The organism is Paenibacillus sedimenti (assembly GCF_014534655.1).
In the GTDB taxonomy this organism is placed as follows: domain Bacteria; phylum Bacillota; class Bacilli; order Paenibacillales; family NBRC-103111; genus Paenibacillus_E; species Paenibacillus_E sedimenti.
In genome coordinates this window covers 47,406-73,596 of the sequence record NZ_JACVVD010000010.1, presented here as the reverse complement: position 1 = coordinate 73,596, position 26,191 = coordinate 47,406, and the positions used below count along the sequence as shown (strand labels likewise).

Here is a 26,191-nt window from a genome sequence, read left to right as displayed (position 1 = left end):
AGCGGATTTACACATCAACATTAAATCAGAACGGGCGAAGGACCTATTCCTTTGCCCGTTTTTCTTTCAAAATGAATTGACAAAATTTGATATTCATTGACATAATGAAAAAGAAGCGATAAAATACGGGTTTTTCATTGAATTTTAAGTGTAATTGTTTGCACTCTTTCATAGTAGAGAAGGGGGATTAGATGAATAACGAATCTTGGATCTCAGAATCAAAGTGGAGATGTGAAAAGCTAGGTATCGATCCCAGCTCAATCCCCTCCTTTTCAACTTTTTTATCAGAAGCCGACCTGAATCAAAAACGGGGGGAATATGAGGAGATATTATCCGTAATCAATTTTTTCGTCCATAAAATGCTGGAGCTCATGAAGGGGATTCCGCTGCTGATCATGATCTCGGACGAGAAAGGCTGCATCCTGGAAATGGCCGGAGATGAGGCCATCAAAAGTGTGGTCAACGAATCCGGCATTCGGGTGGGCCTCGTGTTTAAGGAACATGAAGCAGGGACGAACAGTATTAATTTGGCCCTCGAACACCGGTATCCTTTCCAACTTGTCGGAGACGAGCATTATTATAAATTTCTGACAGCCTCCGCTTGTTATTCGGTTCCTTTCCAATATACGGATATATCGAATTTGCTAGGTACCATTACGATTATGACGACCATCGATCAGCATAATCCTTTTTTGCTCGCGATGCTGTGCACGGTTGTAGACTCAATCGAAAGGGAACTGCTGCTGAAAAAGCAGAACCGAAGGCTGCATATTTTGAATCAAGTGGTGATCGAGACGACTCGGAACGGAATCATTATTACGGATCGGGAAGGTATCATTACCGAGTTTAATAAGTTTGCCGAGATATTAACAGGCTCCATTAAGCAGGATGTGATCTATAAGCCTATTTCGGATGTGAATACCAAACGGTTTATCGGCGAGGTTCTGCAAACGGGCAAAGAATACGAAGATATGGAACTGATGCTGCATCCCAAACAGGGACAAGATGAGCTTGTATGCCTGTTTGACGCCTTCCCGATACACGATGAGAATATGCAGATCATGGGTGCATTTGCGCAATTTCGGGATATCACGGAGCGTTATCATACTCAGAAGCAAATCAACTATCTGGCCTATCATGACGATTTAACCGGGTTGCCGAATCGGAGATATTTCGCCGGACATGTTGCGGATTTACTAAGGCATGGTGCAAAGAATAACAGTATCTTTGCCATCATGTTTCTGGATTTGGACAGCTTCAAAAAAATTAATGATACCCTCGGACACAACAACGGGGATACGCTGCTGAAGCTTGTTGCAGATCGTTTGAAGATATGCTGCCATGCACCAAATCAATTGGTATCCAGGATGGGTGGGGACGAATTTACCATCGTCTTACAGGAAATTACAGATCATATAGACGCCATTCATGTTGCCGAACAAATCATTCAGACGTTTGAGAAACCGTTCGCTATAGATGGTTACGAGTTCTACATTACAGCCAGTATCGGAATCGCCTTCTATCCTCATGACGGCATGAATGCCGAAACCTTGATGAAGAACGCTGACATCGCCCTTTACCGGGCCAAAGACGAAGGCAAGAACAACTACGCCATCTTTAAGCCTACCCAGAATAGCGGTGGCCTTGAACGGCTTACGCTCGAAAATTCAATCCGCAAAGCCCTGCAGCAAGAGGAATTTGTTTTGTACTACCAGCCTCAGATCAAGCTTCAAACGGGAGAAATCATCGGTACCGAAGCGCTAGTTCGTTGGAAGCACCCAACCCTCGGCTTAGTCCCTCCTGGCAAATTCATCCCGATTGCGGAAGAGACAGGACTCATCGTCCCTCTTGGGGAATGGGTACTGAGAACCGCATGCCGACAAAATCAGATATGGAAAGAAAAAGGGTTCGCACCCATGAAAGTGTCGGTCAATCTGTCCTCTCGTCAATTTTCAAAACAAAATTTAGTCGACACCGTCAAAAGGATTCTGCTGGAAACTGAGTTGGATCCACAATATCTAGAGCTGGAAATTACAGAGTCGATGACTATGAATGTTGAAATTGCGATTGAAGTGCTCGGGAAGCTGAAGGAATTAGGCATACAAATTTGTATCGACGATTTTGGAACGGGCTATAGCAATCTCTACTATCTGAAATTGTTCTCGATTGATCGTTTGAAGATCGACCAGTCCTTTGTACGGGATATTATGACGGATACGAATGATGCGGATATTGTAGCCACGATCATTGCTATGGCTCATAAACTCGGAATTGATGTAATCGCAGAAGGCGTAGAAAACAAGGATCAACTGGACTTTTTACGGAGCCAAAATTGCCATGAAGTGCAAGGGTTTTACTACCATCGACCTTTACCCGCAAATGAAATTGAACAGTTATTCACGAGAACGTCGGCAATGAAAACTAATTCGTAAAGGTGACCTGATGAAGAAGAGAGTCTATACCATACTGGTTGAGCACTTTAAAAACTGGGGGGTCACGCATGTATTCGGCATCCCTGGAAAATCGATTTCTCCGCTTATGTTAGAATTGGAAAACCACGAAATTGAATATGTATTAGGCCGTCACGAAACCGGCTGCGGGTTTGAGGCCTCAGGTTATGCGCTCGCTAAGAAAACGATGGGTGTAGCCATCGGTACGTCAGGACCAGGTGGAACGAATCTCATTACGGCAGCCGGACAGGCCAAAGAGTTCCAGCTTCCCGTTCTATTCATTACCGGACAACCTTCAATGAAGGATACGGGACGAGCGTTAAGTCAGGATTCCAGCCAATTCGGAACGGATCTGGTCAAAATGTTCGAGCCCGTTACCTTGTTCAGCGCGCGTATTGAGCGGGGGGACTTGCTTCCCTTGTACCTCAAGCATGCGCTCGAGAAAGCATACGCCGGTGAAAAAGGTCCCGTCCATCTGTGCATCCCGTTTGATGTGCTGATGGAGGAAGTGGAATCGTTCTGTCTGCCGCTGCCAGATCATATTTCTCCCGTCGTATCGCGTGACATCGATAAAGCGATTGCTTTGCTCGAAGAGGCGAAGAAACCGGTCCTTTTCCTTGGAAAAGGCGCCGTCATGTCGGATGTATATGCCGAGCTGCGTATCATCGCCGAGCATTGGGGGATTCCTGTTGTTACATCGCCGGGAGGCAAAGGTGCTTTCCCTACTAAGCATCCATTATATCTAGGCGGATATGGTCTTGGCGGTTCCAAGCAAGTGACGGCTTACATGAAATCCGGCATCGATCTGATGATCGTCGTCGGAAGCAAACTGTGCGACATGCAGCTCTCCGGCTTTACCGCCGATATGGAACCGGACAAGGTGCTGCAGTTTGAGTATGAGCTGACATTTGCGGGCAAATCGATTCAAGCGCCGACGCAAGTTATTCTCGGCGATATCCATTACAACCTGAGCCAATTAGTCAAGCGAAGCGGTGCTTCTGCCAGAGCGCACGGACCGTTGGTAGCTCTTGAAGAAGTGGCCGCAACGTCGTCGGCGCTAGCGGAAAACGCTTTGTCAGCGGGAGCGGCCTTCAGGAGCTTGCGCGCTGCGCTTCCGAAAGAGGCAGTACTGTTCGGTGATGCGGGCAGTCATTCATTCCACGCCGTTCAAAATTTTGAAATCATGGAGCCCGGAACGTTCTATTTCGACGAAGTGTTTATTGCCATGGGTGCAGCGATTGGTTACTCCATTGGGGCTAAAATAGCTATGCCTGACCGCCCCGTGGTATGTGTAACCGGTGATGGCTGCATCTTGATGCACGGAACCGAGATATCGACGGCTGTGAACCATGGGGCGCCAGTCATTTTCTTCGTGCTGAATAACGGGCGACTAGATATGGTCGATAAAGGAATGTCTTACAATACGGGCCGATCTGTCGGCGCAGTGTATAAGCGGCCGCTGGATGTCAGTCTATTTGCATTATCCATGGGCGCGGTGGCTTACCGCTGTGAGAATGAAATGGACATCAAGAACGCAGTTCTGGCAGCTTTAAAATCGAACACGGCTACAGTCATAGAGGTCATGGTAGATCCTTTGGAAATTCCGCCGATTCTTACAAGATTACTAAGTTTGGAATAAAAGTTTATGTAGTTCGAAGGAGGTACATATGGCAACGAGTAGCTATGAAAAAGGCATAGAAGTATTAGGCAAAATGGTCGACGAAGAAATCATGAATGGGACGATTAACTGGGTTAAGCAATTCAGTCCCGACATTGCCAATCTCATTGTCGAATTCCCGTTCGGTACGATTTATTCCCGCCCAGGGCTTAGTTTACAACAAAGAAGCTTAATGACGATTACAGCGTTAATTACGACAGGCGCTTCCAATCAGCTTGATTTTCATATTAACGGCGCCCTCAATGTCGGGCTTACTCCGCAAGAAATCATTGAAGCTATTATTCATACGATTCCGTATTCAGGCTTTCCGAAGGCAGTCGATGCGGTGGGCGTTACGATGAAAGTGTTTAAAGAGCGCGAAATTACATTAGAGTAATATTGCGGAATATAATCACCAAGACCCCGTCTGACTTTACAGATGGGGTCTTGTCATCAATAAGACGATAGACGTCAGCAGTTACCTTCTTGTAGCTAACTCACCCTTTTGTAAGCACTTACACAAAAAAGAGTGATCTGATATAATGAACGTGATTTTGTATGACTATTAAGGAGGAGTTTCGCCCATGCTGAAAAGAACGATCGGTCGTTTGGGTTACGAGAGCTCTGTCGTTATGTTCGGGGCCGCTAGTCTAGGGAACGTCACACAGGAAGAAGCGGATACATCCATTACCTACGCTTTGCAGCATGGCGTTAATCATTTTGATACGGCAGCAAGCTATGGGGATGCTGAGTTGCGCATGGGGCCGATCATAAGCCGCGTACGCAACGACATTTTTTTAGCAACGAAAACGGGGCAACGCTCCAAGGAGGAAGCGAAAGAAGAGATCTATCGTTCCTTGGAGCGTATGCGGGTAGATTCAGTTGACCTCCTTCAATTGCATGCGGTAGGTTCCTTAGATGAACTGGACCGCTGTACGGAAAAAGGCGGTGCTCTGGAAGCCGCTGTAGAAGCACAAGCCGAAGGGATTGTTAAAGAAATTGGCATTACGGGCCATGGACATCAGGCGCCTATCGTCCATCTGGAAGCACTTCGCCGATTTCCGTTTGCCACAGTGCTGCTGCCTCTTAACTATTACATGTACGGATTGCCTGAGTATCGTGAGTCATTCGATGCCCTAATGGAAGAGGCGGGCAAACAATCGGCAGCCGTACGTGTAATCAAAGCGATTGCCAAGGCTCCGTGGGCAGAAGGGCAGAACCGTCCTCACGCTACCTGGTATGAGCCTTTCGACCAACAGGAGATTATTGACGCTTGCGTGCATTTTGTTCTGTCTATTCCAGGGGTAAGCGGTTTTGCAAGCGCGGGGGATATTCATTTGTTTCCCAAAATTGTCGATGCTGTGGAGCGATATGGCTTAATGAGCGATGAAGAAGCAGAGCGCATCCTGAGTTCAATTAGCGGGTATACGACGATATTCGGCGCACCGACATCGATTGCATAACATTTAAAACGTATCTCATCTAAGGATTGGATGAACGACTTTTTCAAAAGCTTCAAGGCCCACGAAATTATAGTTGGCTATTGGGGCTTTTTCGTCGTTGTAAGTGTGTTATAATGGAATGAACGTATGTTCGCATGATGGGTTTCACACTTTTTGATAAATGGTGATGACAATGAAACTGGAACGGCTAATTTCCATTACTTACGCTTTGTTGAATCACGAGGTCCTGTCTGCATCAGAGCTGGCGGAGAAGTATCAGGTTTCGCAACGAACGATTTACCGCGATATCGAGGCCATATGTGCGGCCGGCATTCCCGTCGTATCTTATCAAGGCGTCAATGGCGGTTATGGTATCATCAAAGAATATAAGATGGATAAAAGCTTGCTCGGTTCTAACGACATTGAGTCGTTAATCACGTTGCTTCACAGTACGGCGACTGTATTCAAGGATGACAAAACGACGGAAACCATTCATAGGCTTCAGACGATCCAAAGCGACACGAATTCACCGAGCTTGACGATGGACCTGGGCAGTTGGCGGGCCAACAACGATGATTTGTATACGCTTCGGTCAGCGATCAGTTCTCGCCATGTCGTAAGATTCGATTACATGAATGGGAAAGATGAGAGGAGTCTTCGAACGGTTGAGCCGGTCAGTTTGCTGTTTAAATATTATGCCTGGTTTCTGCATGGGTACTGCAGAGCTCGTCAGGATTATCGGATGTTTAAGCTTTCTAGAATGACGGGACTGACTGCTTTACCGGAAATCTTTTACCGGCACCACACGACGCCTCCAAGCGATCTTTCGGTTGCGAATAATGGACAGAGAAAAATGGACGATGCCGTTCTTCACTTTACGACGGGCTCTATGGCAAGGGCGCTGGATTACTTTTACGCTGAAGATAAAAGGTTTAATGAAGACGGGAGTCTAACGATAAGGGTCATTAACCCCTCTGACGAAGATTGGTTAGTGACATCCATTTTAAGCTTTGGGGAAGATGTGGAGGTGCTGGAGCCGCCCACACTCAGGCAGCTGATTCAAAATAAAATTGCAAAAATGTTAAAACGTTACGAAGAAGTATGACACCTAGCTGTCATACTTTTTTTTATACAATGAGGTCATTGATCAACGAATGATTAAAAAAGGAGTGTATGAGGATGCCGAATCACCCTTATTTTCTCGAGGAGAAAATACTTCAACACAATCAAGAACTCAAAGAAATTGACCGGGATGCCTGGAAATGGTCGCGGTCGTTTCCGCGAAAACCTAGAACCTTCCTGTCCGGCCTTTTTGCTCTTATCGGTTTCTAAGCTAAAATGAATTTGCTATAAATACCATCCTCCTGAGCGTCGCTTACTTCATAAACGCTGCGAATACTTATAAGCGATAGGAGGAAGGTACGATGAGCAAGACAATTTGGAAAAAGCGCATATGGAAGATTCTAATTGGAGTGACGCTGGCAGGGGGTGTCGCATTATGTTTGGTAAGTTACATGTACATTCGAGGATTGGACATTTCCAAACTTAACCAGCCGCTTCCCGAGGCAACTCTCGTGTTGGATAAATACGGTAAACCGGCATCGCAGTTATCCGCATCCAAGATTGATCCCGTGCAGCTGCCGCAAATGCCCAAAGCGTTGACGGATGCCGTCGTGGCGGTAGAAGATCGAAGATTTTTCGAGCACCCGGGCATCGATCTGAAGTCCATTCTCCGCGCAGTAATGCGTGATGTGATCCGGGGCGGTTACTCAGAGGGAGCAAGCACGATTACGCAGCAACTGGCACGAAACTTGTTCTTGAATGCAGAAAAAACGTTGGGCCGTAAACTAAGAGAAGCTGCCTTTGCGATAAAAATCGATATGACTTACAGCAAGAATGAAATTCTGGAAATGTACTTGAACAGCATCTATTTCGGGGAGGGAAGCTGGGGCGTCCAGGGGGCGGCAAAAACGTATTTCAGCAAAAATGTGCAGGACTTAACCTTGCCGGAGGCGGCGGTCCTTGCCGCACTTCCTAAAGCGCCCAGCCGGTATTCCCCATTCCAAGACGAGGCTCAGGCGCTTGAACGAAGAAATACGGTCCTTTTGCTGATGCGTAATGAAGGGAAGATCACGCAGCAGGATTACGAAAAAGCGAAAGCTACTCCACTAGGCGTCGTCAAAACAGGCAAAGAGGATGACCTGAAGGGGCGTTACCCGGCGTACGTTGACGCGGTCATCAGCGAAGCCGTTCAAGTGTATGGTTTTACGGAAGAGCAGATATTAACAGGCGGCTTGCGGATTACAACGGAGCTGGACCCTGTGGTGCAGCAGGCGGTTATGGACGTTTATGGCAAGGATGGCTTTTTTCCGGAAAGCAAGCCGGATCAACTCATTCAGAGCGGCGCGGTCATCCTGGATCAGCAAACGGGCGGCATTCGTGCACTTGCCGGAGGGCGCGGTGATGGCGTTTTTCGCGGTTTTAGCCGTGCAACGCAGCTGCGGAGGCAGCCGGGCTCCGCGTTCAAACCGATCGTTGTTTACGGTCCGGCACTCGAAAAAGGCTACACCCCATCATCGGTTCTTTACGATGGTCCGCTCGACATCGGCGGCTATAAGCCGGCGGACTGGGATCATCAGTCACGGGGGATGGTAACGATGCAAGAGGCGGTTACTTCATCATGGAACATACCGGCTGTCTGGCTGCTTCATGAGATGGGTATCGACAGCGGGCTCAAATTCGTTCAATCCTTAGGGATTGAACTGCCTGCCAAGGACCGTCAGTTAGGTATTGCGCTTGGAGGGCTATCAGAGGGGGTATCGCCTCTCCAAATGGCGCAAGCGTTCAGTGCCTTTGCCGCCAAGGGGGTTCTGCATCAAGCGCATACGATTACCAAAATCGAAACCGGAGACGGTCATGTGCTCATTCAAGCGAACCCCAAAGGTGTGCAGGTCATGAAGCCGGAGACGGCCTATGCCATGACAGGTATGCTGCAGCAGGCGGTAACAAGCGGAACGGGTAAGAATGCGGCGATGAACCGCCCGGTAGCGGGAAAATCCGGGACGACACAATTGCCGGCCACGGACGAATTCAAAGGAATTAGCACCAGTAGTGCTAAGGATGCTTGGTTCGTAGGCTACACGCCAGAGCTAACGGCAGCGATATGGGTGGGTTACGACCGAACGGATCGTAATCATTATTTGACCACATCCGGCGGAGCGGTGCCGGCGGTCCTATTCAGAGAGATTATGACTCGCGCGCTGGCGAGGGCACCTGTTGTCCCTTTTGAAATGCCCATTATGAAAGAGATGCAGGTGACAACGCCATCTGCAGATTCCTATTATCAACAGACTACAAAGGACGAGAAGAAAAAATGGCACAACAAAGGGAAAAAAGATGATGATTAGAAATAAATATGAAAATTATGATTGGTAAAATATGTAAAAGCCGATCACATCCCCAATGGATGTGATCGGCTTTTTTAATATCTTCTAGGTGTGCCCTTTTTAAGATTTGTCAGTCCCCATGAAACATTTTTCTAGCAAAAAGTGCCTGTTTTTTTACCGTATATGGGCTAAAGAGATGAATAAAATGCAAAAAGTGCCGTTAATTTAGCCATTAGGGCAATTTTCCATATTTTATGCTTAATTAACGGCACAATCTGCAGGTAAGTGGAAGAATGAGGCTATTTGATCAATATTAACAGCATGAAATGTAGTTTGTTTTTATCTCAGCGGTAATTTTCTTCCTTAATCATCGTGTTTGTTGCCACGCTCTTTGTCGTTCTTTTTATTATTTTCGTGCTTCTCTGTCTTTTCGTCTTTTTTATCGCGGTCTTTGCGTTCTCTCTCTTGAGAATCGTCTCTATCCTCATCCTTGTCATCGTCATCATCGTCGTCATCATCATGCTTGGAATAGGCTGCAGTTTGTTTCCATTCGGATTTCATTTGGATGTTCAGCTTGCTCGCATCGAGGTCATAATGATCGGCTAGCTCCTTCAGGAGCTGCTGCTCGGCGTTTAAAGATTTCAGGTCAACAGAGGCAAGAAGTTGCTGGATCCATGCAGCGGCCTCATCGCCTTTTAAGTGAACCATTCCGGCTCCTTCCGGCTTCATATGAAGGTCATAATACTTGCCGCCATTGCTGCCGGGTTCTTGCTTAATATGCAGCTTGAAATGCTTGCCATCGATTTTCAGGTCGATGCCGTCCAAGCCGGGATAAACCTCATTCGCCTGAGGAGCAGGTGCTTGAGGCGGGTTGCTTGCAGCCGGAGCAGATCCCGCTGGTGCTGTCGGCACAGTTCCCGTAGAGGCTTCATCTCCACTGGAAGGCGCAGGTGATACTTGGGCTGGCTGCTGCGTTTCCGGAACAGTACCGTCCTCCGACAAGGCTTTGACGTAAGCGGCTTGCTGCTTGTTATTCAGTATCAATTCAATGTTATCGCCTGCTTTTAAGTCGGACAGCTGCGCCTTTTGCTCGTTGCGGTATACCCATACCGATTTGGCTAACGGGATCGTTTGATCGCCGCTGTCTGTTGTTACGGTCACCTTATTGCCCGCGGAATCAACGGATTTGAATGTTCCCTTGACCGCCGTTGAAACCTGGGAGCTTGCTGAGGTTGACGCATAGGCTGTCCATCCGCCGAATAGCAGCAACACTATGGTGATCGCCAGTATTGTGATTCGTAATTTTTTGTTCATGATGTGATACACCTCCACCAACAACTTTCGGCAATGGAGGCGGTTTTAAGGCGGTATGAAGTTAAGGAAGCAACAGAACGCTCTCTCGCGAATAATCCTTAATGAATAAATCGAACTGTTCGGAATAAGGCGGGAGATTAATCCATCCCGCTTTGCAAACGCTGCATGAATTCCTCTGCAGCGCTATAGCCCTGCTGGCGCAAATACCAGCTGTTGGCGGCCGCCTCGACAAGCCCGGCCACATCTCGGCCCGGCTGCAGCTGGATTTCGATATGGGGAATCCGGATATCCATATATTCCGTGAATTTGGGTTCCAGCTCCAAATCGTTGTTGAGCGCATCTTCCTGCCATTTGGTCAACTCAATATCGAGCACGACGCGAGTTTCGTCCTGGAACGCTTTTCTCCCGTATAGACGCGACACATTGATCAGTCCGATGCTGCGCAATGCCAGAAATTCTTTCGTCTTTCCGTTATGCGTACCGAGAATCGTCTCCGGGCTGATTTTCTTAAGGACAACGATGTCGTCAGCGACGAGCCGGTGCCCCCGGCGAATTAAAGTGTGCGCGGTTTCGCTTTTGCCTACGCCGGATTTGCCGCGCAGCAGAATGCCGATCCCAGACACGTTAACGCAAACGCCGTGAACAGCGATTTCCGGAGCAAGCGATTTGCTCAAATAACTGTCGACCAGCTCCTGAAACTTTGTCGTTGGAGAAGATGTGCGCAAGAGCGGGATTTTTTCCTCCTCGCAGTATTTCGTTAAATATTTCAAGCCCTCCTGGTTTCTCGTCACGACAAAACAAGGCGGGTGATATTTGACAATATTGCCGATGTGGTGATTTCTTTCATGCTCACTAAGCTTATGCAGATAAGTAATTTCTTTCGTACCCAATAGCTGTACGTGTTCTTGCGGAAAATATTCGAAATAGCCGACAAATTCCAGACCGGGGCGATGCGCTCTTGTTTTGGTAACGGTGCGGTGCAATTCCGAGTGTCCGGCAAGCACTTCCAGCGAGAAGCGATCTACTAAATCTTTGACTGTGACAGGCTTCACCAATCGTTCCTCCTTGAACAAACATGATTCATAGATTCGCTAATAGGTGGCATAAATCCTCCCTGAAAACGCTTAAACCTAATGAATCTTCAGTCATCCTGTCGCCCCTTGATGGATGCTATTACAAATTGGTATAAATAAGTGAAAAATGTTGACGTCTGATAGAAGAAGATTTATAATTTTCATAAGATAAATTACAAATGTTGGCAATATTCTCATGGGGTGAAGAAGCAGCGAAGGAGTTCATTTTGATGGTTTATGATGGGATATTAATCGGTTTAATCGTGGGCTTTATTCGTGCCGGATTCAGGAATGGTCTCCAGGCGCTGTCCGAGGTTCGTATTCGAGGCGGATTGATATTTCCGGTGTTGCTGCTCTTCCAATTTCTATTGATATTTCTACAAGATCATAGCCAATTCTTAGCGCAAAATAACGGATATTTGTTTCTCCTCGTATATTTTGTCGGCTTATACGTTGTTTGGCTGAATCGTCATGAAAAAGGCTTCTGGTTCATCTTCGCCGGTGTCGCGCTGAATACGCTTGTTATGCTGGTTAACGGCGGCAGAATGCCGGTTTCCGAAGAAGCGGCATCTGTGCTGGATCCTTACTATTTGAAAATGCTTAAAGAGGATCCTGTCGTATACAAGCATATATTGATGACTGAATCGACTCGTCTTCCGTTTCTGGGTGATATCATATCCCTATCGGCTCCTTATCCCAGAAGGCAGGCGATCAGCATCGGGGATGTCATTATGAATTTTGGTATTTTCATTTATCTACAAAAAGTGATGCTCGTATATAAAGTACAAGCTGCACTTGTAGAAATAAAGTAAACCTACATACTTATTCGATATGAAAGGAGAGGGTCTTGATGAAAAAATTAGTAGAAATGAAATACAGCAGAGTTGTAATAAATGCAATTATTGTTGCATCCGTAATTATCTCTCTTTCATCCGGTTATAGAATTGGTGGGCCATAAGATAAAATATTAAACTCCATCTGTAATTGTGTTAATATTAAGGGAAACAGGTAATCTTCTGTTTCCCTTAGTTCTTTTTACAGCTAATAGCAAGGAAAGGTCGTATACATTCATGGAGACCGCACGAAAAGTTATTACGCAACTACGTCAACCTAGTAAAAGCTATGCATTATTAGTATTCTTAACAGGTGCACTAGTTTTTGTAGCAGCATTTATAAAGTATTTTCATGCGTTTACTTTAACTGAATGGGTCATGATTTACTCCATGATCGCAGCTGTCCTCATCCTTCACTATTTTATTTTTCAATTGCCCCCGGAAGGGAACTATCAATCATTGGACTCTTCTGTTTTTCTCGCTTCGATTTTTGTCTTTGGTGGAACCTTCGCTTTAACCGTTCTGTTTCTCAGTGAGCTTGTCACCATGTTAATTGATCGAAAAACGACCTGGTGGAAGCATCTCGTCAATTTCTCTATTTATACTTTAATGATTTCAGGGGCTAGTTCAGTATACTATTTGCTTGGAGGACAGCTTGGTCAATTCGACTCCAGTCGAACGCATGTCTATTTTCTTTCACTAACAGTGTACTTTTGTATAAATGTGCTATTAATTGGGTTCTATTTCTTGCTTCTACATAAAGGTAAGCAATTTGAAATTATTAAGAGCTTTTTTAGAGACTCGCTTTTTGCTTACTTAAGTACACTTTTGCTTTCTATTGTTTTAGTTGTGTTAGTTACAAACAATCGATATTTCGGATTATTTTTATTCCTGGCCATCGCCTGTCTGCTCTCACATGCTTTTAGACGTTTATTTTTGATGTACAATGAATTAAGCGAAAAGGCGAATAAAGATCATCGTACAGGGCTTTTTAGCCACAGTTATTTTGAAGAAAAATTAGAAGAAGCCATACGTGAATATCGCGATCAAGAACGTTCTTTCTCGCTGGCGCTGCTGGATTTGGATGATTTCAAAAAATATAATGACGCTTTCGGCCATCCGCAGGGCGACAAGCTTTTGAGCTTCTTCGGCAAGTTGATCAAAACGGAATGCGAATCCAGGCAGCTCCTCGCTGCACGGTATGGCGGTGAAGAGTTCGCCGTCATTATGCCGGAATATTCGAAAGCTAAGGCATTCGCTTTTATGAATGAGCTTAGAAAGAAAGTCAACGATACTCCTTTCGACGGCGTAGAAGTATTCCCGCACGGTTGCATTTCATTCTCGGCCGGCATTTATGAAGTAAGCAAAGATAATTATTATAAATCGCAGCTGGTTGATCTGGCTGACCGCGCGTTGTCCATGGCCAAAGAAAAAGGGAAGAACACGGTGATGATCTACGGCGAGCAAAACCAGCTGCCGCAAAGCATCGAAAAGGAAATCCATGACCTTGGGCAGCAGTTGAAGATTTTCCTGTCTAAGGATGTGTATACCTTTAAACATTCCAAACGCGTCTATTCGTATGCTGTTGATATGGCTGAAGTGCTTGAGCTGAGTGACGATGATCGCCGTTTGCTTATACTAGGCGCTTTGATTCATGATATCGGTAAGCTGGAAATACCGAGGGACGTGCTTAACAAGAAGTCGAAGCTAACGGCCGACGAGTGGGAAATGGTCAAGAAGCACGTGCTGTGGGGCAAAGAGATCGTACTGGCAACCGGCAAATACAAGGATCTCGTGCCTCTGGTTGAATTGCATCATGAGCGTTACGACGGGAACGGTTACCCGTATGGATTGAAGAACGAAGAAATTCCGAGGCTGGCAAGGATGTTGTGTATTATTGATTCCTTTGATGCGATGACGACGGAGCGCCCTTATCAAGTAACGAAGACGCTGGAGGAAGCGATTGAGGAGTTAAACCGATTTGCGGGCAAGCAATTCGATCCCGAGCTTGTCGTTCCCTTCATTCAGTACATTCAAACCAAGATGACTACCGGCCTAAAACGTGAGCTCGAAGGATCGGAAGAAGCCATCTAAATCAAAAGCTCGTAGAGTTCGGCTTTCCTCGGTTTCTGACTGGGATATTTACAAGGAATATACATAAGCCCGGTCGTTGGTCCAAATGAAGGTGAAATAACAAAACAAATAACGCTTTGCGCGGCTTACGCGCAAAGCGTTTTTAATTGTTCGTACCTACCGGTGTTTATGTAGATGCAGCTATCTGGAGACGCCACATTTTTTTGCAAGTGTCGGCCAAGTCGAGACAAACATGTTTTCCCACCTGTCTTCAGGCAATACTTTAATCCATCTTGCGATTTGATCCAAGCCCATTTCGCATAAAGTGTTCATAACTTCTTCTTTTTCACACACTGCTTTTGTTGCCAACATCCCAAACCACCTCAGTCGATTGTATTCAAACAATTATGTATATGCAGCAGTTTGAAAATATGTTCCATTCTTTCATGTAATTATTTCAAACCCTTGGGCAGGACGGGCTGCGCAGCTTTCAGCAATTGATTCAAATCGTCGTCATGGATTTCGATATCCCCGTAGCGCACTTGGTTATAAGCCTCGGTGATAGCATGAACAGCATGCTCAGGCATTTGGAGCTTGGTCTCCAATTCCCGTTCCGTTTCATTCGGAGTTAAAGCCTTGTTGTAGGCATATCCTTTGCCGACGGCGTGTCCGATTAAAAGGGCATAGAGAAAACGGATGCGTTCGCGGTTGTTCTTCAGCTGCGTCCATTTCAGCTGGCGCTCTTTTTCACTGGACCAATTCCGTACCAGCTGTTTCCACCATAGATGTGGTATTTCCTTCCATTCGAGCAGGGTTTCCTTTTCATCCGTAAAGTCCTTTGATTCCGTGGAACGTTCGTCATTACGCATGCGATGGAGCAGTCGGCGGACAAAAGCCAGCATGACAGGAGCCAGTTTGGATGCAATAAAATACAGGGCGACAAGGATGAAGGCTATAACAATGACATAACCAAAGATGACCTGAATGTACTGAAGCAAGATGTCGAACCAGCCTGGCTCGACCTTGGGCTCTGATGGCGGAAATAGAGGCTGCTGTACCGCTGGACTAGGCTGTGGCGGCAGTTCGGCTGGCGCATCCGAACGCAGCATACGGATGACCCAGGCGAAGAACGAATGAATGATGGCGGCTGCACCCTGTTTCAACTGCTGGAAATAAGCGACAATGGCAACGACGACGATTAGTAGAAGCAGCCATATACGGCCTAATCGTCGAACAGTTTCGGTGAGTGCGGCTTGGGCCTGCTCGGTGCTCGCCAGAGTTGCGCGCAGCAATTGGGTTCGATTAAGTGTGAACATGAAAATAACGAACGTGCAGAATCCAAACCCATTCAACCAGCCGATCCAGGGGTGAAAAATATCTATGCGATCCATAATAGGGACACCGATGAAGTATGTCATGCATGGAAAGATGAACGCGCTAGCCGGAAACAGCTCGGTCCAGCCGGCTTTCGTAAATTGGATCCCTCGAAAGGCTGGCATCATGCCAATTGCAGCAAAGACCCAGCCTTGCCAGCTGTTGCCTTGCAACAAGTAGGCGATCCCATAACTTGCGGCAGCTGCAAATAGAAGTTCATAGATACGTCTGGTTAACAGTCGGGTGGTTCCGCCGATGCATCCTGCGAAATAGTACAATAAAAGTTGCAGCCACGTCAGCCAGATCGGAGTATCAGCCACGTACAATTGGACCAGCACAAGAATCGGGAAACAAACGATCAGTTCAACCGAACCCCATAGGAATGTCATTCCAAACCCTTGAAGCCAACGCTGCACATTAGATTGCTGCATCGGAAGTTTCGACCTCCTGTTCAATATGATCGACAAGGCTGATCTGCAGCGGCACGATGAACACGGAATGCCCCATGGCTTCCAGCTGCCGGATGCTCATCTCCATACTTGCAGAAACGAAGGATGTCAAGAGTAAGATGTCCATGGCCATTCCGTCATGGATGATCCAATCATCCAGGAAATCCTGACATGTTCGACAGCAGGAGACCGTCAGCTTCGCCATCGTTTCGAACATGGCATCGAGGTGGGGCAAGCCCCCCTCCGGGGCTATAAACACAGGGACTCCCGGTTCGTCTTGCACGGAGCCATTATATCCGAACCCAACCGGTATGCCTTGACTCACGGCATGATCGGCAAGGGTGGCGGCATAAGATAGACCTCTCTCGACTAGCTCGGGATCGGTCACCGCATCCCACATCGATTCGGTAATCTGGGTATTAACGACAAGGAGCAGCCGCGGGTCAGCAGTGAATTCACGATTGTACACTTGCAGCCGCTGGCTTCGGGCCGTGGCTTTCCAGTGAATGCTGTTCATCGTATCGCCGTAACGGTATTCGCGCACACCTGAAGAAACGAAAGGATCCTGCATAATCCAACGTTTCACTGTGATATCGCCCTGCCATCTGCTGGAGGGCAGCGGGATGTCTTCCCATCGTTCCAGCTGAGGGTAGACCAGCAGCTCCAGATTCAAGCGCTGTGTCATCCCGGCTGCTTGTATGCCGATGAGGTCACCGATCGATACAGCGACCGTTTCGAGCTTATACCAGCCTCGCTTCGTACAATGAATCTGATGGCGCCGGACGATTTTTGTATACGGCATGAGGCTAAACAGGCTTCGATGATTTTGAGAAATCGCTCCGCTGCTCACCTCGAGATTGGCCTGTTTCGCAAAGTAGAGCCCTGCATGAAGGGTAGACTCCAGACGCAGCCAAGGGATCGGAGCTAATTTGTGATTGGCAATCGTTTCGACCATCACTACTTCATCCCCGACATGGCAGCGGGATTTGTTAAAAGCCCGCTCGATCCGGAGTCTCGCGAAACCCCTGCGTGTGTAGAATCGATGCTGGGCAAAAACTAGCACGGCGGCAATAAGCAGAACCCAGCTTATTCCCATCGGCTACCCCAGCTTCACTTCCGTCGGGACGGAAGTCGAAGCCATGATGCGGTCCAGCAGTGCATGCACCTGCTGGTCCTGCTGGCGCGATCGCGTGCGCAGTAACACGCGATGCGCCCATACGGGCTTGACCATGCCCTTGATGTCGTCGGGCAGGACGTAATCGCGGCCGCGCAGCGCCGCGTGCACCTGCGCCGATTTCATCAAGGCGCGGACCCCGCGCGGGCTCACGCCAAGCGCGGCTTCGGGATGCGTGCGCGTCGCTTCCGCGAGCTGCACGATGTACTGCAGCAGGTCGTCGCTCACGCGCACCTGCGTGAACAGATGCTGAGCTTCGATAAGCTCAGCTCGGTTCACAACCGGCAGCAGCTGATCCAGGGGATCGTGCTGCTGATAGATTTTCAAGATCTGCAGCTGCTCCGCCGCCGACGGGTAGCCCATCCCGATCTTCATCAGAAAGCGGTCAAGCTGTGCTTCCGGCAGCGGGAACGTGCCCTGATTCTCCACAGGATTCTGCGTCGCTATGACGAGGAACGGGGACTCAAGTCTGCGCGTCTCGCCATCGATACTCACTTGCCGCTCCTCCATGCTCTCCAGCAGGCTGGATTGTGTGCGCGGCGTAGCCCTATTGATCTCATCGGCGAGCACGATGTGAGCAAACAATGGACCTGGGCGAAACTCGAATTCACCCAGCTTCTGGTTGAAAAAATTGATGCCGCTTACATCCGACGGCAGCAAGTCCGGCGTAAACTGGATACGCTTCATCGTGCCGTCCAGCGAGCGTGCCAATGCTTTGGCAAGCTGGGTTTTACCGGTTCCCGGTACATCCTCCAGCAGAATGTGTCCGGAAGCAATCAAGGCGATCAGCATGAGCTCGACGGTATCGTCTTTTCCGACAATGACTAGTCCTATATTTTCTTTGATAAGTGCGGCTATCTTTTCAATTTTTGTGAGATCCATCGATGATCCCTCCTTGAAGTTTCCACGGGGAAAATGACTTCGCTAACATACGCTTAAGGACTATGTTTCGGATAGAGGCCATGATCCTTGCTTCTTGCGGATGATAAGAATTTGGCCAATGTGGTAGGCATTATGCGTACAAACATTAGAAATCGCTCCCCACCACTTTGCACCTTGGCCCAGCATAGGAATGTCCTCGTCAAGTCTGGTCTCCGGGCACTCTGCCAATGTAGATCTCCAATCTGTTAGCACACGATTTAACGCGTCCACATCCGATTTCCAATTCTCTTCGGTGATCTCCATATGATCCATTAAGAATGTAGTATCGTTTTGAATCTTTTCGTAAGTGATTTCATTGCGGAAGCGATTTAGCCAAGTTTGATTCCAGAAAGTCAGGTGGCGAACAAGCTGCCAAATTGAATTCATTGATGGCGATTCGCGCCAAGCGGCTTGGTCAGCGGTGAGACGGTCCAGTGCGGTTTGCAGCGATGGAAACCAGCTGTCATCGTTGTGGCTGGCTGCGAGTTGATCCAAGAATACCTCTTTTTTAGAAATAGTCATAAGGGCCTCCATATAAGTCGGATTTGTATGTATTGCTTTCCTAATTTTAACAGAAATGAAGCTTCATTTGTGAAAAATGCCAGGTTTCCCATCAATCTCTGACGCTCCCAGTTGTGTAATCGAGAGGCACTTAGTACAATGGTGGTGAAAAAGCGAATGCCAAGGCAGCAAGTTTTGCTATTGGAGAACGCTTGGCTTACTCTTACGAAGTTATGCTTACGAGTTAGTTTTCTGACGAAAACTTTTAGGGGGACATATATGTACAAGCTGATACTGGTGGATGACGAAGAAGATGTGCGGGAAGGCGTCGTCCGCGAAGTGGACTGGGAAGCCATCGGCTTTGAGGTCGTAGATAAAGCGGAGAATGGCCGGGAAGCGCTGGAGATGGTCGAGCGTTTGCAGCCGGATGTCGTGGTGACGGACATTCAGATGCCTTTCATGAATGGGTTGCAATTCGCCGAAGCGATTCGAGAGCGCTTTCCAACCATCAAGATTATCATTCTTACAGGACATGATGAGTTTGAGTATGCCCAGAAGGCCATCAAGCTGCACATTGACGAATATGTGCTGAAACCTTTTTCGGCGCAGGAACTGATTAATACGTTGCTTAAAGTGAAAGCCCAGATCCAGGAGGAAGTGGCGCACCGGGAAAACGTACAGCTGCTGAAGGAGCACTATCGCAAGAGCATGCCTGTGCTCAAGGAGATTTTCCTCGCAGCGTTAATGAACCGTAAGCTTCCCAGAGATGAAGTTCTGGATAAAGCGGCAAACTACGGCATCCAGTTGGACGGAAACAGCTTCGTGGTGGCGGTCATCAGCATCGACGGGGTGCTCATTCATGAAGATGATCTGGAGAACCGGAGCGAGCTGGCGACGTCCGTTTCCTTGAAATATTCGGAGGATCAGGCGCTGAAATATTTTGCCCTGCTCAACATTACAGAGGAGATTGCGGATAAGCGCCGGCTCGGGCTTGTTTTCATGCATAACGATCAAGTCGTCGTATTGGCCACACACGAAACAGGCGACCGGGGAGCCGCGCTCCAGGAGACGATGAAGGTGCTGGAAGAGGTTCGCCAGAACGTGGAGAAGTACCTCAAATTCTCGGTTACCGTGGGCATTGGAGCGGTAATGAAGGATGTTACGAAGGTGAGCTATTCGTACGAAGATGCGGTGCTTGCACTCGATTACAGGCTGATTCTGGGCAACAATCGGGTCATTTGCATCGATGATGTGGAGAAGCGGAACGTCGAGAAGATTCGGTTTGACGATCTCAAAGAACACGCATTAACACGCTGCATTAAAGTCGGAACGAATCCGGAGATTAAGGAGACGATCGATGAGCTTTTCCATGGAGTAGAGGCAGGTGTTTCCGTTAAGGATTACCAAATTTACCTGCTCGAAATTCTCACGTGCATCCTCAAAGCGGCCAAGGACTCGAATCTTAACGTTGACGAAGTGTTCGGCGAGAACTTTATTCCTTTTACCGAAATTAATAAGTTCACTTCGCTGGAAGAAGCCAAGCATTGGCTGGTCGAGCTGTGTGTCAAAATGATGACCCATATCGCTACGGACCGCCAGTATACGTATAAAAACTTGGTCGATATGGCCAAAGACTATACGAAAAGCCACTACCATGAGGGTGATATTACGATCAATAAAGTTTGTAGCCACCTGCATATCAGCGCGGGCTACTTCAGCAGTATTTTCAAAAAAGAAACCAAGATGACGTTCGTCAATTATTTGAACCATATTCGGATGGAAGCGGCCAAGGAGCTGCTGCGTACGACGGACATGAAAGCTCTTGAAATCGCGGAGAAGGTCGGCTATTCCGATGCGAACTATTTTAGCTTCAGCTTCCGTAAAAATGTCGGAGTTTCCCCTAAAGAGTACAGAAACAGTTCCAAAGGGGTGTAGCGTTTGATTAAAAAGACAAAAGCTCTTTTCAAGGCATTGTATACCGTACTGCTTGACACAATGAGGGTCAAGAGCATTCAGTTTACGATTACATTGTCTTTTATTTTTATTACGGTGACGGTCATGCTGATCGTCTCATTGGTGCTGTATAACAAGTTTTCGAGAACGGCTGAAGAGAACGCCTTTTTGAACACGCAGCAGATCATTGAGCAAATGCAGTTTAATTTGGAAAATTATATCGAGGGCATGGCCGACACTTTCCAAGTTGTCGATGCCAAAATCGCCAAGAGCCGGGGCATCCCTTCGGACAAGTTGCTGGAGCAGCTCGACACGATTGCAAGCACGAGGGAGGACATTGTCTCGATTGACTTATTTACGGCTGACGGCGAGCTTGTGACCGGGATTCACAATACCGAGATGCGCAAGAACACGCGGCTGACCGAGCAGTCCTGGTTTAAGTCGGCGCTGGAGAATCCCAACCATCTCACCTTCTCGCTGCCGCACATCCAGAACTTGTTCAAAGAGCCTTACAAATGGGTCGTGTCCATGAGCAAGGGGGTTACGATTCAGCGGGAAGGCCAATGGGTCGATGCCGTCCTGTTAGTCGACGTGAATTTCAAGACGCTTGATGATGTATTTCGCACCGTCTCTCTAGGTAAAAAAGGGTACGTGTATATCATCGACGAATCAGCGGGAAACATCGTATACCACCCTCAGCAGCAGCTCATCTATATTGGTCTCAAATACGAGAATGTGGAACAAGCTTTGAAATTCTCCTATGGCAAGTACATGGATGAAGCGGACGGCGAAACCCGCCTGAATGTCGTTAAGACTGTTAGTAATATAGGCTGGAAAATCATCGGAGTCTCTTACCTGGATGAAATCGTGACGACACGCAATGAAATCAGCACATTCATGATTTGGCTGTTCGTCATCGTCCTGGTGTTTATTTTGCTGATATCCGCCTTTATGTCGGCCCGCATCTCACAACCTATCAAGCGTTTGAAGAAGTCGATGGAAATGGTGGAGAAGGGTCATTTTGATACGTATATCCATGTCCGCGGCGCCGATGAGGTCGAGCAGCTATCCAGGCGGTTTAATCTCATGGTGAGCCGGGTTCGGGAGCTGATGGATCAAAGCATCCACGAGCAGGAAGTGAAGCGGAAAAATGAGCTCGAAGTGCTGCAATCGCAGATTAACCCGCACTTTCTTTACAATACGCTCAATTCCGTTGTTCGCATGGTGGGCAGCGGTAAAAATGAGGAGGTTGTGACGACGATCACCTCACTGTCCAAGTTTTTCCGGATTTCGCTTAGTAAAGGGAAAAATATCATTACCGTACAGGAAGAAATCGAGCACATCCGCAACTACTTAATCATTCAAAAAATGCGCTACAAAGATAAGTTCGACTATGAGATACAAGTCGATGAGGAAGCGCTGCCGTATAAGACATTGAAGCTTATTTTGCAGCCGATTGTCGAGAATGCACTCTATCACGGCATTGAATACATGGTGGATGAAGGTCATATCCGCATTTCAGCAAGAATCGAAGGCGAACGAATTCTATTCCAAATCCGTGACAATGGCGTCGGTATTCCCGAAGAGACGCTTAAAGGAATTCTTTCCGGACAAACGAAAAGCGAGAAAGGTTCCGGCGTCGGCCTGCGCAATGTGAATGAGCGAATCAAACTGTATTTCGGTCCCAGCTATGGCGTCACAGTCGAGAGTGAGCCGGAAGAGGGAACAATGGTAAATATCTGGATTCCCAAAGTGCTGGAAGAGGAAGTTTAACGGATGAATAGGGAGAGGATACCATGGAAAAAACAATAAAACAGGGACGCCTGCTTCTGTTCGCCATGCTGGCAGCCGTTGCCTCCATGTCCTCCTGCACGAGGCAGGCCGAACCGTTGCCGACGGAGCAGAAGAAGCATCTGGAAGTCGTGCTGAGAAGCCAAAATGGCGACTATTGGAAGACGGTTAAAATGGGAGCGGAGGTAGCTGCGAAGGAATTCGATGTCACTTTGGACTTCCGGGCCCCCGGAGATGAAGCCGATGTCAAGGGGCAGGTGGCCCTCTTGGAACAATCGATTAACATCGATCCCGATGCCATCGTGCTCGCGGCCAACGATTATAGAGGGTTGACTTCGGTCGTCGATCAAGCTGCGAGTCTTAACATTCCGGTCATTACGATTGATTCCGAGGTGGAAACAAGCAAGGTGCAAAGCTTTATCGGCGCCAACAATTACGAGGCCGGAGTGCTTGCCGGCAAGCAGCTGGTTAAGCTGGCAGGGACAAGCTGCAACATTGCGATCGTAAGCTTTAAGCAGGGGGAGCGCAACGCCGAGCAGAGAGAGCTCGGTTTGCTGGAGGAAATAGCGAAATATCCGGATATTAAGGTGCTGGACAAAGTGTACAGCCTTACGAATCGGGAATTGGCGGGACAGCTGACGCGGCAAATTATTCAGCAGCATCCTCAGCTTGACGGGATTATCGCTCTTAATGCAATATCGTCCATCAGTGTCGCTGCTGAGATTCAGAAGCTGGGTCTTGAGGGGCAAGTGAAAATTATTACTTTTGACAGTACCTGGGAGGAATTGGAGCTTTTACAGGAAGGGGTCATCCAGGCCACGATCGTTCAAAATCCGTTCAGCATCGGCTACCTGGGCGTTAAGAACGCGGTGGAAGCGATTAAGGGCAATAAAATTCCGCCCCGCGTCGATACGGGAATTAAGGCCATTGACCTCGACAACATGTTCTGGTCGGATAACCAGAAGCTATTGTTTCCCTTTGTAAAATGAATGTAAAGTGATGAGAATTTTGATAGAACACATGAGGATTTCGCATTTGTTTTGGTGTTTTGATCCATTATAGTAAGACATGTAAATACAAACACGCACTTTAAAGGGAGGATCTTACCTTGAAAAAACTTCTTACGATTGCCGTAGCAGGCGCATTGGTCGCATCCGTAGTCGGTTGCGGCACAGCTAATAAAGAAGCAACACCAGCTCCGGCAGCAACTGGCGGAGCGGCAGCAACTCCTAAAGCTGACACAGGCAAAAAACCGACAATCGGTGTAGCGATTTATAAATTTGACGATACATTCATGTCCGGTGTTCGCGCTGCGATCGCTGACGCTGCTAAAGATAAAGCGACTGTAGATATCGTAGACAGCCAAAACTCCCAACCGACACAGAACGATAAAGTCGACCTTTTCATCACGAAAAAAGTAAATGCGCTTGCGATCAACGCAGTTGACCGTACGGCAGCCGGCGTTATCATCGATAAAGCTAAAGCGGCAAACATCCCGGTTGTATTCTTGAACCGCGAGCCTTTGGAAGCGGACATGAAGAAATGGGATAAAGTTTACTACGTAGGTGCAAAAGCAGAGCAATCCGGTACAATGGAAGGCCAATTGCTGGTTGACTACTTCAAAGCTCATCCTGAGGCTGACAAAAACAAAGACGGTAAAATCCAATACGTTATGCTTAAAGGCGAGCCAGGTCACCAAGATGCCGAGCTTCGCACGAAGTTCTCCATCCAAGCGATTACTGACGCTGGTCTGGGCGTAGAAAAAGTTGCTGAAGATACAGCAATGTGGGATCGCGTTAAAGGTCAAGAGAAAATGGCTGCATTCCTGGCTTCCAGCGAAAACAAAATCGAAGCGGTTCTTGCGAACAACGACGATATGGCTCTAGGCGCTATCGAAGCTTTGAAAGCGAAAGGCTACTTCAAAGACAACAAATACATGCCGGTTGTAGGCGTTGACGCAACTGCTCCTGCACTTCAAGCCCTGAGCGACGGCACATTGCTCGGAACAGTACTAAACGATGCGAAAAACCAAGGCGCAGCAACAACTAGCGTAGCTGCAGCACTGGCTAACGGCAAAACACCTAACAAAGAAACTACTGGTTACGATGTAACTGACGGTAAATATGTGTGGATTTCCTACAAAAAGATTACAAAAGAAAACATGAACGAAGCGAAATAATTCGGATTTAAGCAAGCGGCAAGGGTGGCAATGTATGCTTACGTTGCGCCCTTGCTTAAATATTATAGGGGAATGTGAGATGGCAGGGGGAGTTACCATGACTGTACATGAATATTTGCTGGAAATGAATCAAATCTCCAAAGAGTTCCCTGGCGTAAAAGCACTGGACAACGTCACCCTCAAAGTTCGTCCTGGCAGCGTTCATGCGCTGATGGGGGAGAACGGCGCAGGAAAATCGACATTGATGAAATGCTTGTTCGGCATTTATAAGCCGGATGGCGGAGAGATCAAGCTGAACGGCGAGGTCGCTTCCATTACGAATTCCAAAGACGCGCTGGAGAATGGAATTTCGATGATTCATCAAGAGCTGCACCCGGTTCCGTACCGTAACGTGATGGAGAACATTTGGCTTGGCAGATTTCCGCTAAAAGGAATCGGACCTTTGAAATTAGTGGACCACAAAAAGATGCGTAGAGATACAGAGAGCTTGTTTAAACAGCTTCAAATGGACATTAAGCCGGATACACTGGTTGGAACGTTATCCGTTTCGAAAGTGCAATCCATCGAAATTGCCAAGGCAGTTTCATTTAATTCGAAAGTCATTGTTATGGATGAGCCGACTTCGTCGCTGACCGGCAATGAAGTTGAACAATTGTTCCGAATCATTCGCGATCTGAAGAGCCGCGGCGTTTCGATCATCTATATTTCACATAAAATGGAAGAAATTTTGGAAATTTCGGATGAAGTAACGATCATGCGTGACGGTACGAAGATTGGCACTTGGTCATCCTCCGAGCTAACGACGGATATGATCATCTCCAAGATGGTTGGACGCGATCTGAAGGAGCGTTTCCCTGAGCGAAGCAACGTACCGAACGGCACGCTGCTCAAAGTAGAGGGACTCACTTCCGTTATCCCGAAATCATTCAAGAATGTATCCTTCGAGCTTCGCAAAGGGGAAATTCTTGGCGTCGGCGGTCTTGTCGGCGCACAGCGTACCGAGCTGATTGAAGCTTTGTTCGGACTCCGCGGCATTGCTTCCGGTACGATCTCCATGCATGGCAAGGAAATGAAGCTGAAATCGCCGATTGATGCGATTAAGCATAAAATTGCCCTGCTTACTGAGGAACGCCGTGTTACAGGTATTTTCCCGGTATTGTCCGTACTTGAGAATACCGTTATTGCCAATCTGGGTCGTTATATGAATCCATTAGGCATTATTAATGAGGCGAAGCGCCGCGAAGAAGTGAAGAAAAGCATCGAAATGCTTCGCGTGAAAACGCCGAACATGTACGCTTTGATCAAAAATCTTTCGGGCGGTAATCAGCAAAAAGTGCTCCTCGCCAGATGGCTGCTCACGGAACCGGATGTGCTCCTGCTTGACGAGCCGACACGGGGAATTGACGTAGGTGCGAAGTTTGAGATTTACTCGATCATCGCCGACCTTGCGAAGCAAGGCAAAAGTATTATCATGATCTCTTCTGAAATGCCCGAATTGCTTGGGATGTCAGACCGAATCATGGTCATGTGTGAAGGACGCCTTACGGGTATTGTAGACGGAAAGAAAGCAACAGAAGAAGAGATCATGCGCCTTGCTGCACAGCATATGGCATAAATGGAG

Annotated in this window: 21 protein-coding genes; 14 read left to right on the top strand and 7 right to left on the bottom strand. The window is 47.6% G+C overall.

Going from position 1 to position 26,191, the window contains the following annotated elements; genetic code table 11:
- Positions 1-191 precede the first annotated feature (191 nt).
- From ICC18_RS23990 to ICC18_RS23960, 7 genes are all read left to right on the top strand, one after another.
- On the top strand, positions 192-2,432 hold the full coding sequence (locus ICC18_RS23990; RefSeq protein WP_188176990.1) for an EAL domain-containing protein: 2,241 nt from the start codon (positions 192-194) through the stop codon (positions 2,430-2,432).
- Positions 2,433-2,442: 10 nt separating this feature from the next.
- The gene (locus ICC18_RS23985; RefSeq protein ID WP_188176989.1) at positions 2,443-4,089 is read left to right on the top strand and encodes a thiamine pyrophosphate-binding protein; all 1,647 of its coding nucleotides are present in this window, start codon (positions 2,443-2,445) and stop codon (positions 4,087-4,089) included.
- Positions 4,090-4,117: 28 nt separating this feature from the next.
- Positions 4,118-4,504 (top strand): carboxymuconolactone decarboxylase family protein, encoded by a 387-nt coding sequence (locus tag ICC18_RS23980; protein WP_188176988.1) that lies wholly within the window; start codon positions 4,118-4,120, stop codon positions 4,502-4,504.
- Between the two features lie 187 nt (positions 4,505-4,691).
- On the top strand, positions 4,692-5,570 hold the full coding sequence (locus ICC18_RS23975; RefSeq protein WP_188176987.1) for an aldo/keto reductase: 879 nt from the start codon (positions 4,692-4,694) through the stop codon (positions 5,568-5,570).
- 172 nt (positions 5,571-5,742) lie between these two features.
- Positions 5,743-6,654 carry a helix-turn-helix transcriptional regulator gene (locus ICC18_RS23970; protein WP_188176986.1) on the top strand — a complete coding sequence of 304 codons (912 nt, stop codon included), beginning with the start codon at positions 5,743-5,745 and terminating at the stop codon, positions 6,652-6,654.
- Between the two features lie 74 nt (positions 6,655-6,728).
- Positions 6,729-6,881: a hypothetical protein gene (locus tag ICC18_RS23965; RefSeq protein ID WP_188176985.1), complete on the top strand. Its 153-nt coding sequence runs from the start codon at positions 6,729-6,731 to the stop codon at positions 6,879-6,881.
- 92 nt (positions 6,882-6,973) lie between these two features.
- Positions 6,974-8,956, top strand: a complete 1,983-nt coding sequence (locus ICC18_RS23960; RefSeq protein WP_188176984.1) for a transglycosylase domain-containing protein — start codon at positions 6,974-6,976, stop codon at positions 8,954-8,956.
- Between the two features lie 342 nt (positions 8,957-9,298).
- Here the strand turns inward: ICC18_RS23960 and ICC18_RS23955 are convergent, their stop codons facing one another.
- Together ICC18_RS23955 and hprK are read right to left on the bottom strand one after the other, a co-directional pair.
- On the bottom strand, positions 9,299-10,249 hold the full coding sequence (locus tag ICC18_RS23955; protein ID WP_188176983.1) for a hypothetical protein: 951 nt from the start codon (positions 10,247-10,249) through the stop codon (positions 9,299-9,301).
- 137 nt (positions 10,250-10,386) lie between these two features.
- Positions 10,387-11,301 carry an HPr(Ser) kinase/phosphatase gene (hprK, locus tag ICC18_RS23950; protein WP_188176982.1) on the bottom strand — a complete coding sequence of 305 codons (915 nt, stop codon included), beginning with the start codon at positions 11,299-11,301 and terminating at the stop codon, positions 10,387-10,389.
- 251 nt (positions 11,302-11,552) lie between these two features.
- On the opposite strand from hprK, the gene ICC18_RS23945 reads away from it, so the two are divergent.
- Both ICC18_RS23945 and ICC18_RS23940 read left to right on the top strand, forming a co-directional pair.
- Positions 11,553-12,134, top strand: coding sequence for a DUF5317 domain-containing protein (locus tag ICC18_RS23945; protein ID WP_188176981.1), 582 nt, complete (start codon positions 11,553-11,555; stop codon positions 12,132-12,134).
- Positions 12,135-12,392: 258 nt separating this feature from the next.
- Positions 12,393-14,249, top strand: a complete 1,857-nt coding sequence (locus ICC18_RS23940; protein ID WP_223192821.1) for a bifunctional diguanylate cyclase/phosphohydrolase — start codon at positions 12,393-12,395, stop codon at positions 14,247-14,249.
- A gap of 180 nt (positions 14,250-14,429) precedes the next feature.
- Here the strand turns inward: ICC18_RS23940 and ICC18_RS23935 are convergent, their stop codons facing one another.
- From ICC18_RS23935 to ICC18_RS23915, 5 genes are all read right to left on the bottom strand, one after another.
- A complete protein-coding gene (locus tag ICC18_RS23935; protein ID WP_188176980.1) occupies positions 14,430-14,600 on the bottom strand; it encodes a hypothetical protein in 171 nt (56 codons plus the stop codon).
- A gap of 80 nt (positions 14,601-14,680) precedes the next feature.
- Positions 14,681-16,033, bottom strand: a complete 1,353-nt coding sequence (locus tag ICC18_RS23930) for a DUF4129 domain-containing protein (RefSeq protein ID WP_188176979.1) — start codon at positions 16,031-16,033, stop codon at positions 14,681-14,683.
- Positions 16,020-17,147 (bottom strand): DUF58 domain-containing protein, encoded by a 1,128-nt coding sequence (locus ICC18_RS23925; RefSeq protein ID WP_188176978.1) that lies wholly within the window; start codon positions 17,145-17,147, stop codon positions 16,020-16,022. The genes ICC18_RS23930 and ICC18_RS23925 overlap by 14 nt, the downstream gene beginning before the upstream one ends.
- 3 nt (positions 17,148-17,150) lie before the next feature.
- Positions 17,151-18,107: an AAA family ATPase gene (locus tag ICC18_RS23920; protein WP_188176977.1), complete on the bottom strand. Its 957-nt coding sequence runs from the start codon at positions 18,105-18,107 to the stop codon at positions 17,151-17,153.
- A 60-nt stretch (positions 18,108-18,167) separates the two neighbouring features.
- Positions 18,168-18,668 (bottom strand): DinB family protein, encoded by a 501-nt coding sequence (locus ICC18_RS23915; protein WP_188176976.1) that lies wholly within the window; start codon positions 18,666-18,668, stop codon positions 18,168-18,170.
- A 258-nt stretch (positions 18,669-18,926) separates the two neighbouring features.
- On the opposite strand from ICC18_RS23915, the gene ICC18_RS23910 reads away from it, so the two are divergent.
- The 5 genes from ICC18_RS23910 to ICC18_RS23890 all read left to right on the top strand — a co-directional run bounded on the left by ICC18_RS23910 (position 18,927) and on the right by ICC18_RS23890 (position 26,185).
- Positions 18,927-20,582: a response regulator gene (locus ICC18_RS23910; RefSeq protein ID WP_188176975.1), complete on the top strand. Its 1,656-nt coding sequence runs from the start codon at positions 18,927-18,929 to the stop codon at positions 20,580-20,582.
- Positions 20,583-20,642: 60 nt separating this feature from the next.
- Complete coding sequence (locus ICC18_RS23905; protein WP_188177148.1) at positions 20,643-22,373, top strand: cache domain-containing sensor histidine kinase; 1,731 nt, start codon at positions 20,643-20,645, stop codon at positions 22,371-22,373.
- A 23-nt stretch (positions 22,374-22,396) separates the two neighbouring features.
- The gene (locus ICC18_RS23900; protein WP_188176974.1) at positions 22,397-23,380 is read left to right on the top strand and encodes a substrate-binding domain-containing protein; all 984 of its coding nucleotides are present in this window, start codon (positions 22,397-22,399) and stop codon (positions 23,378-23,380) included.
- Positions 23,381-23,499: 119 nt separating this feature from the next.
- A complete protein-coding gene (locus tag ICC18_RS23895; protein ID WP_188176973.1) occupies positions 23,500-24,570 on the top strand; it encodes a galactose ABC transporter substrate-binding protein in 1,071 nt (356 codons plus the stop codon).
- A 97-nt stretch (positions 24,571-24,667) separates the two neighbouring features.
- The gene (locus tag ICC18_RS23890; protein ID WP_188176972.1) at positions 24,668-26,185 is read left to right on the top strand and encodes a sugar ABC transporter ATP-binding protein; all 1,518 of its coding nucleotides are present in this window, start codon (positions 24,668-24,670) and stop codon (positions 26,183-26,185) included.
- Positions 26,186-26,191 lie beyond the last annotated feature (6 nt).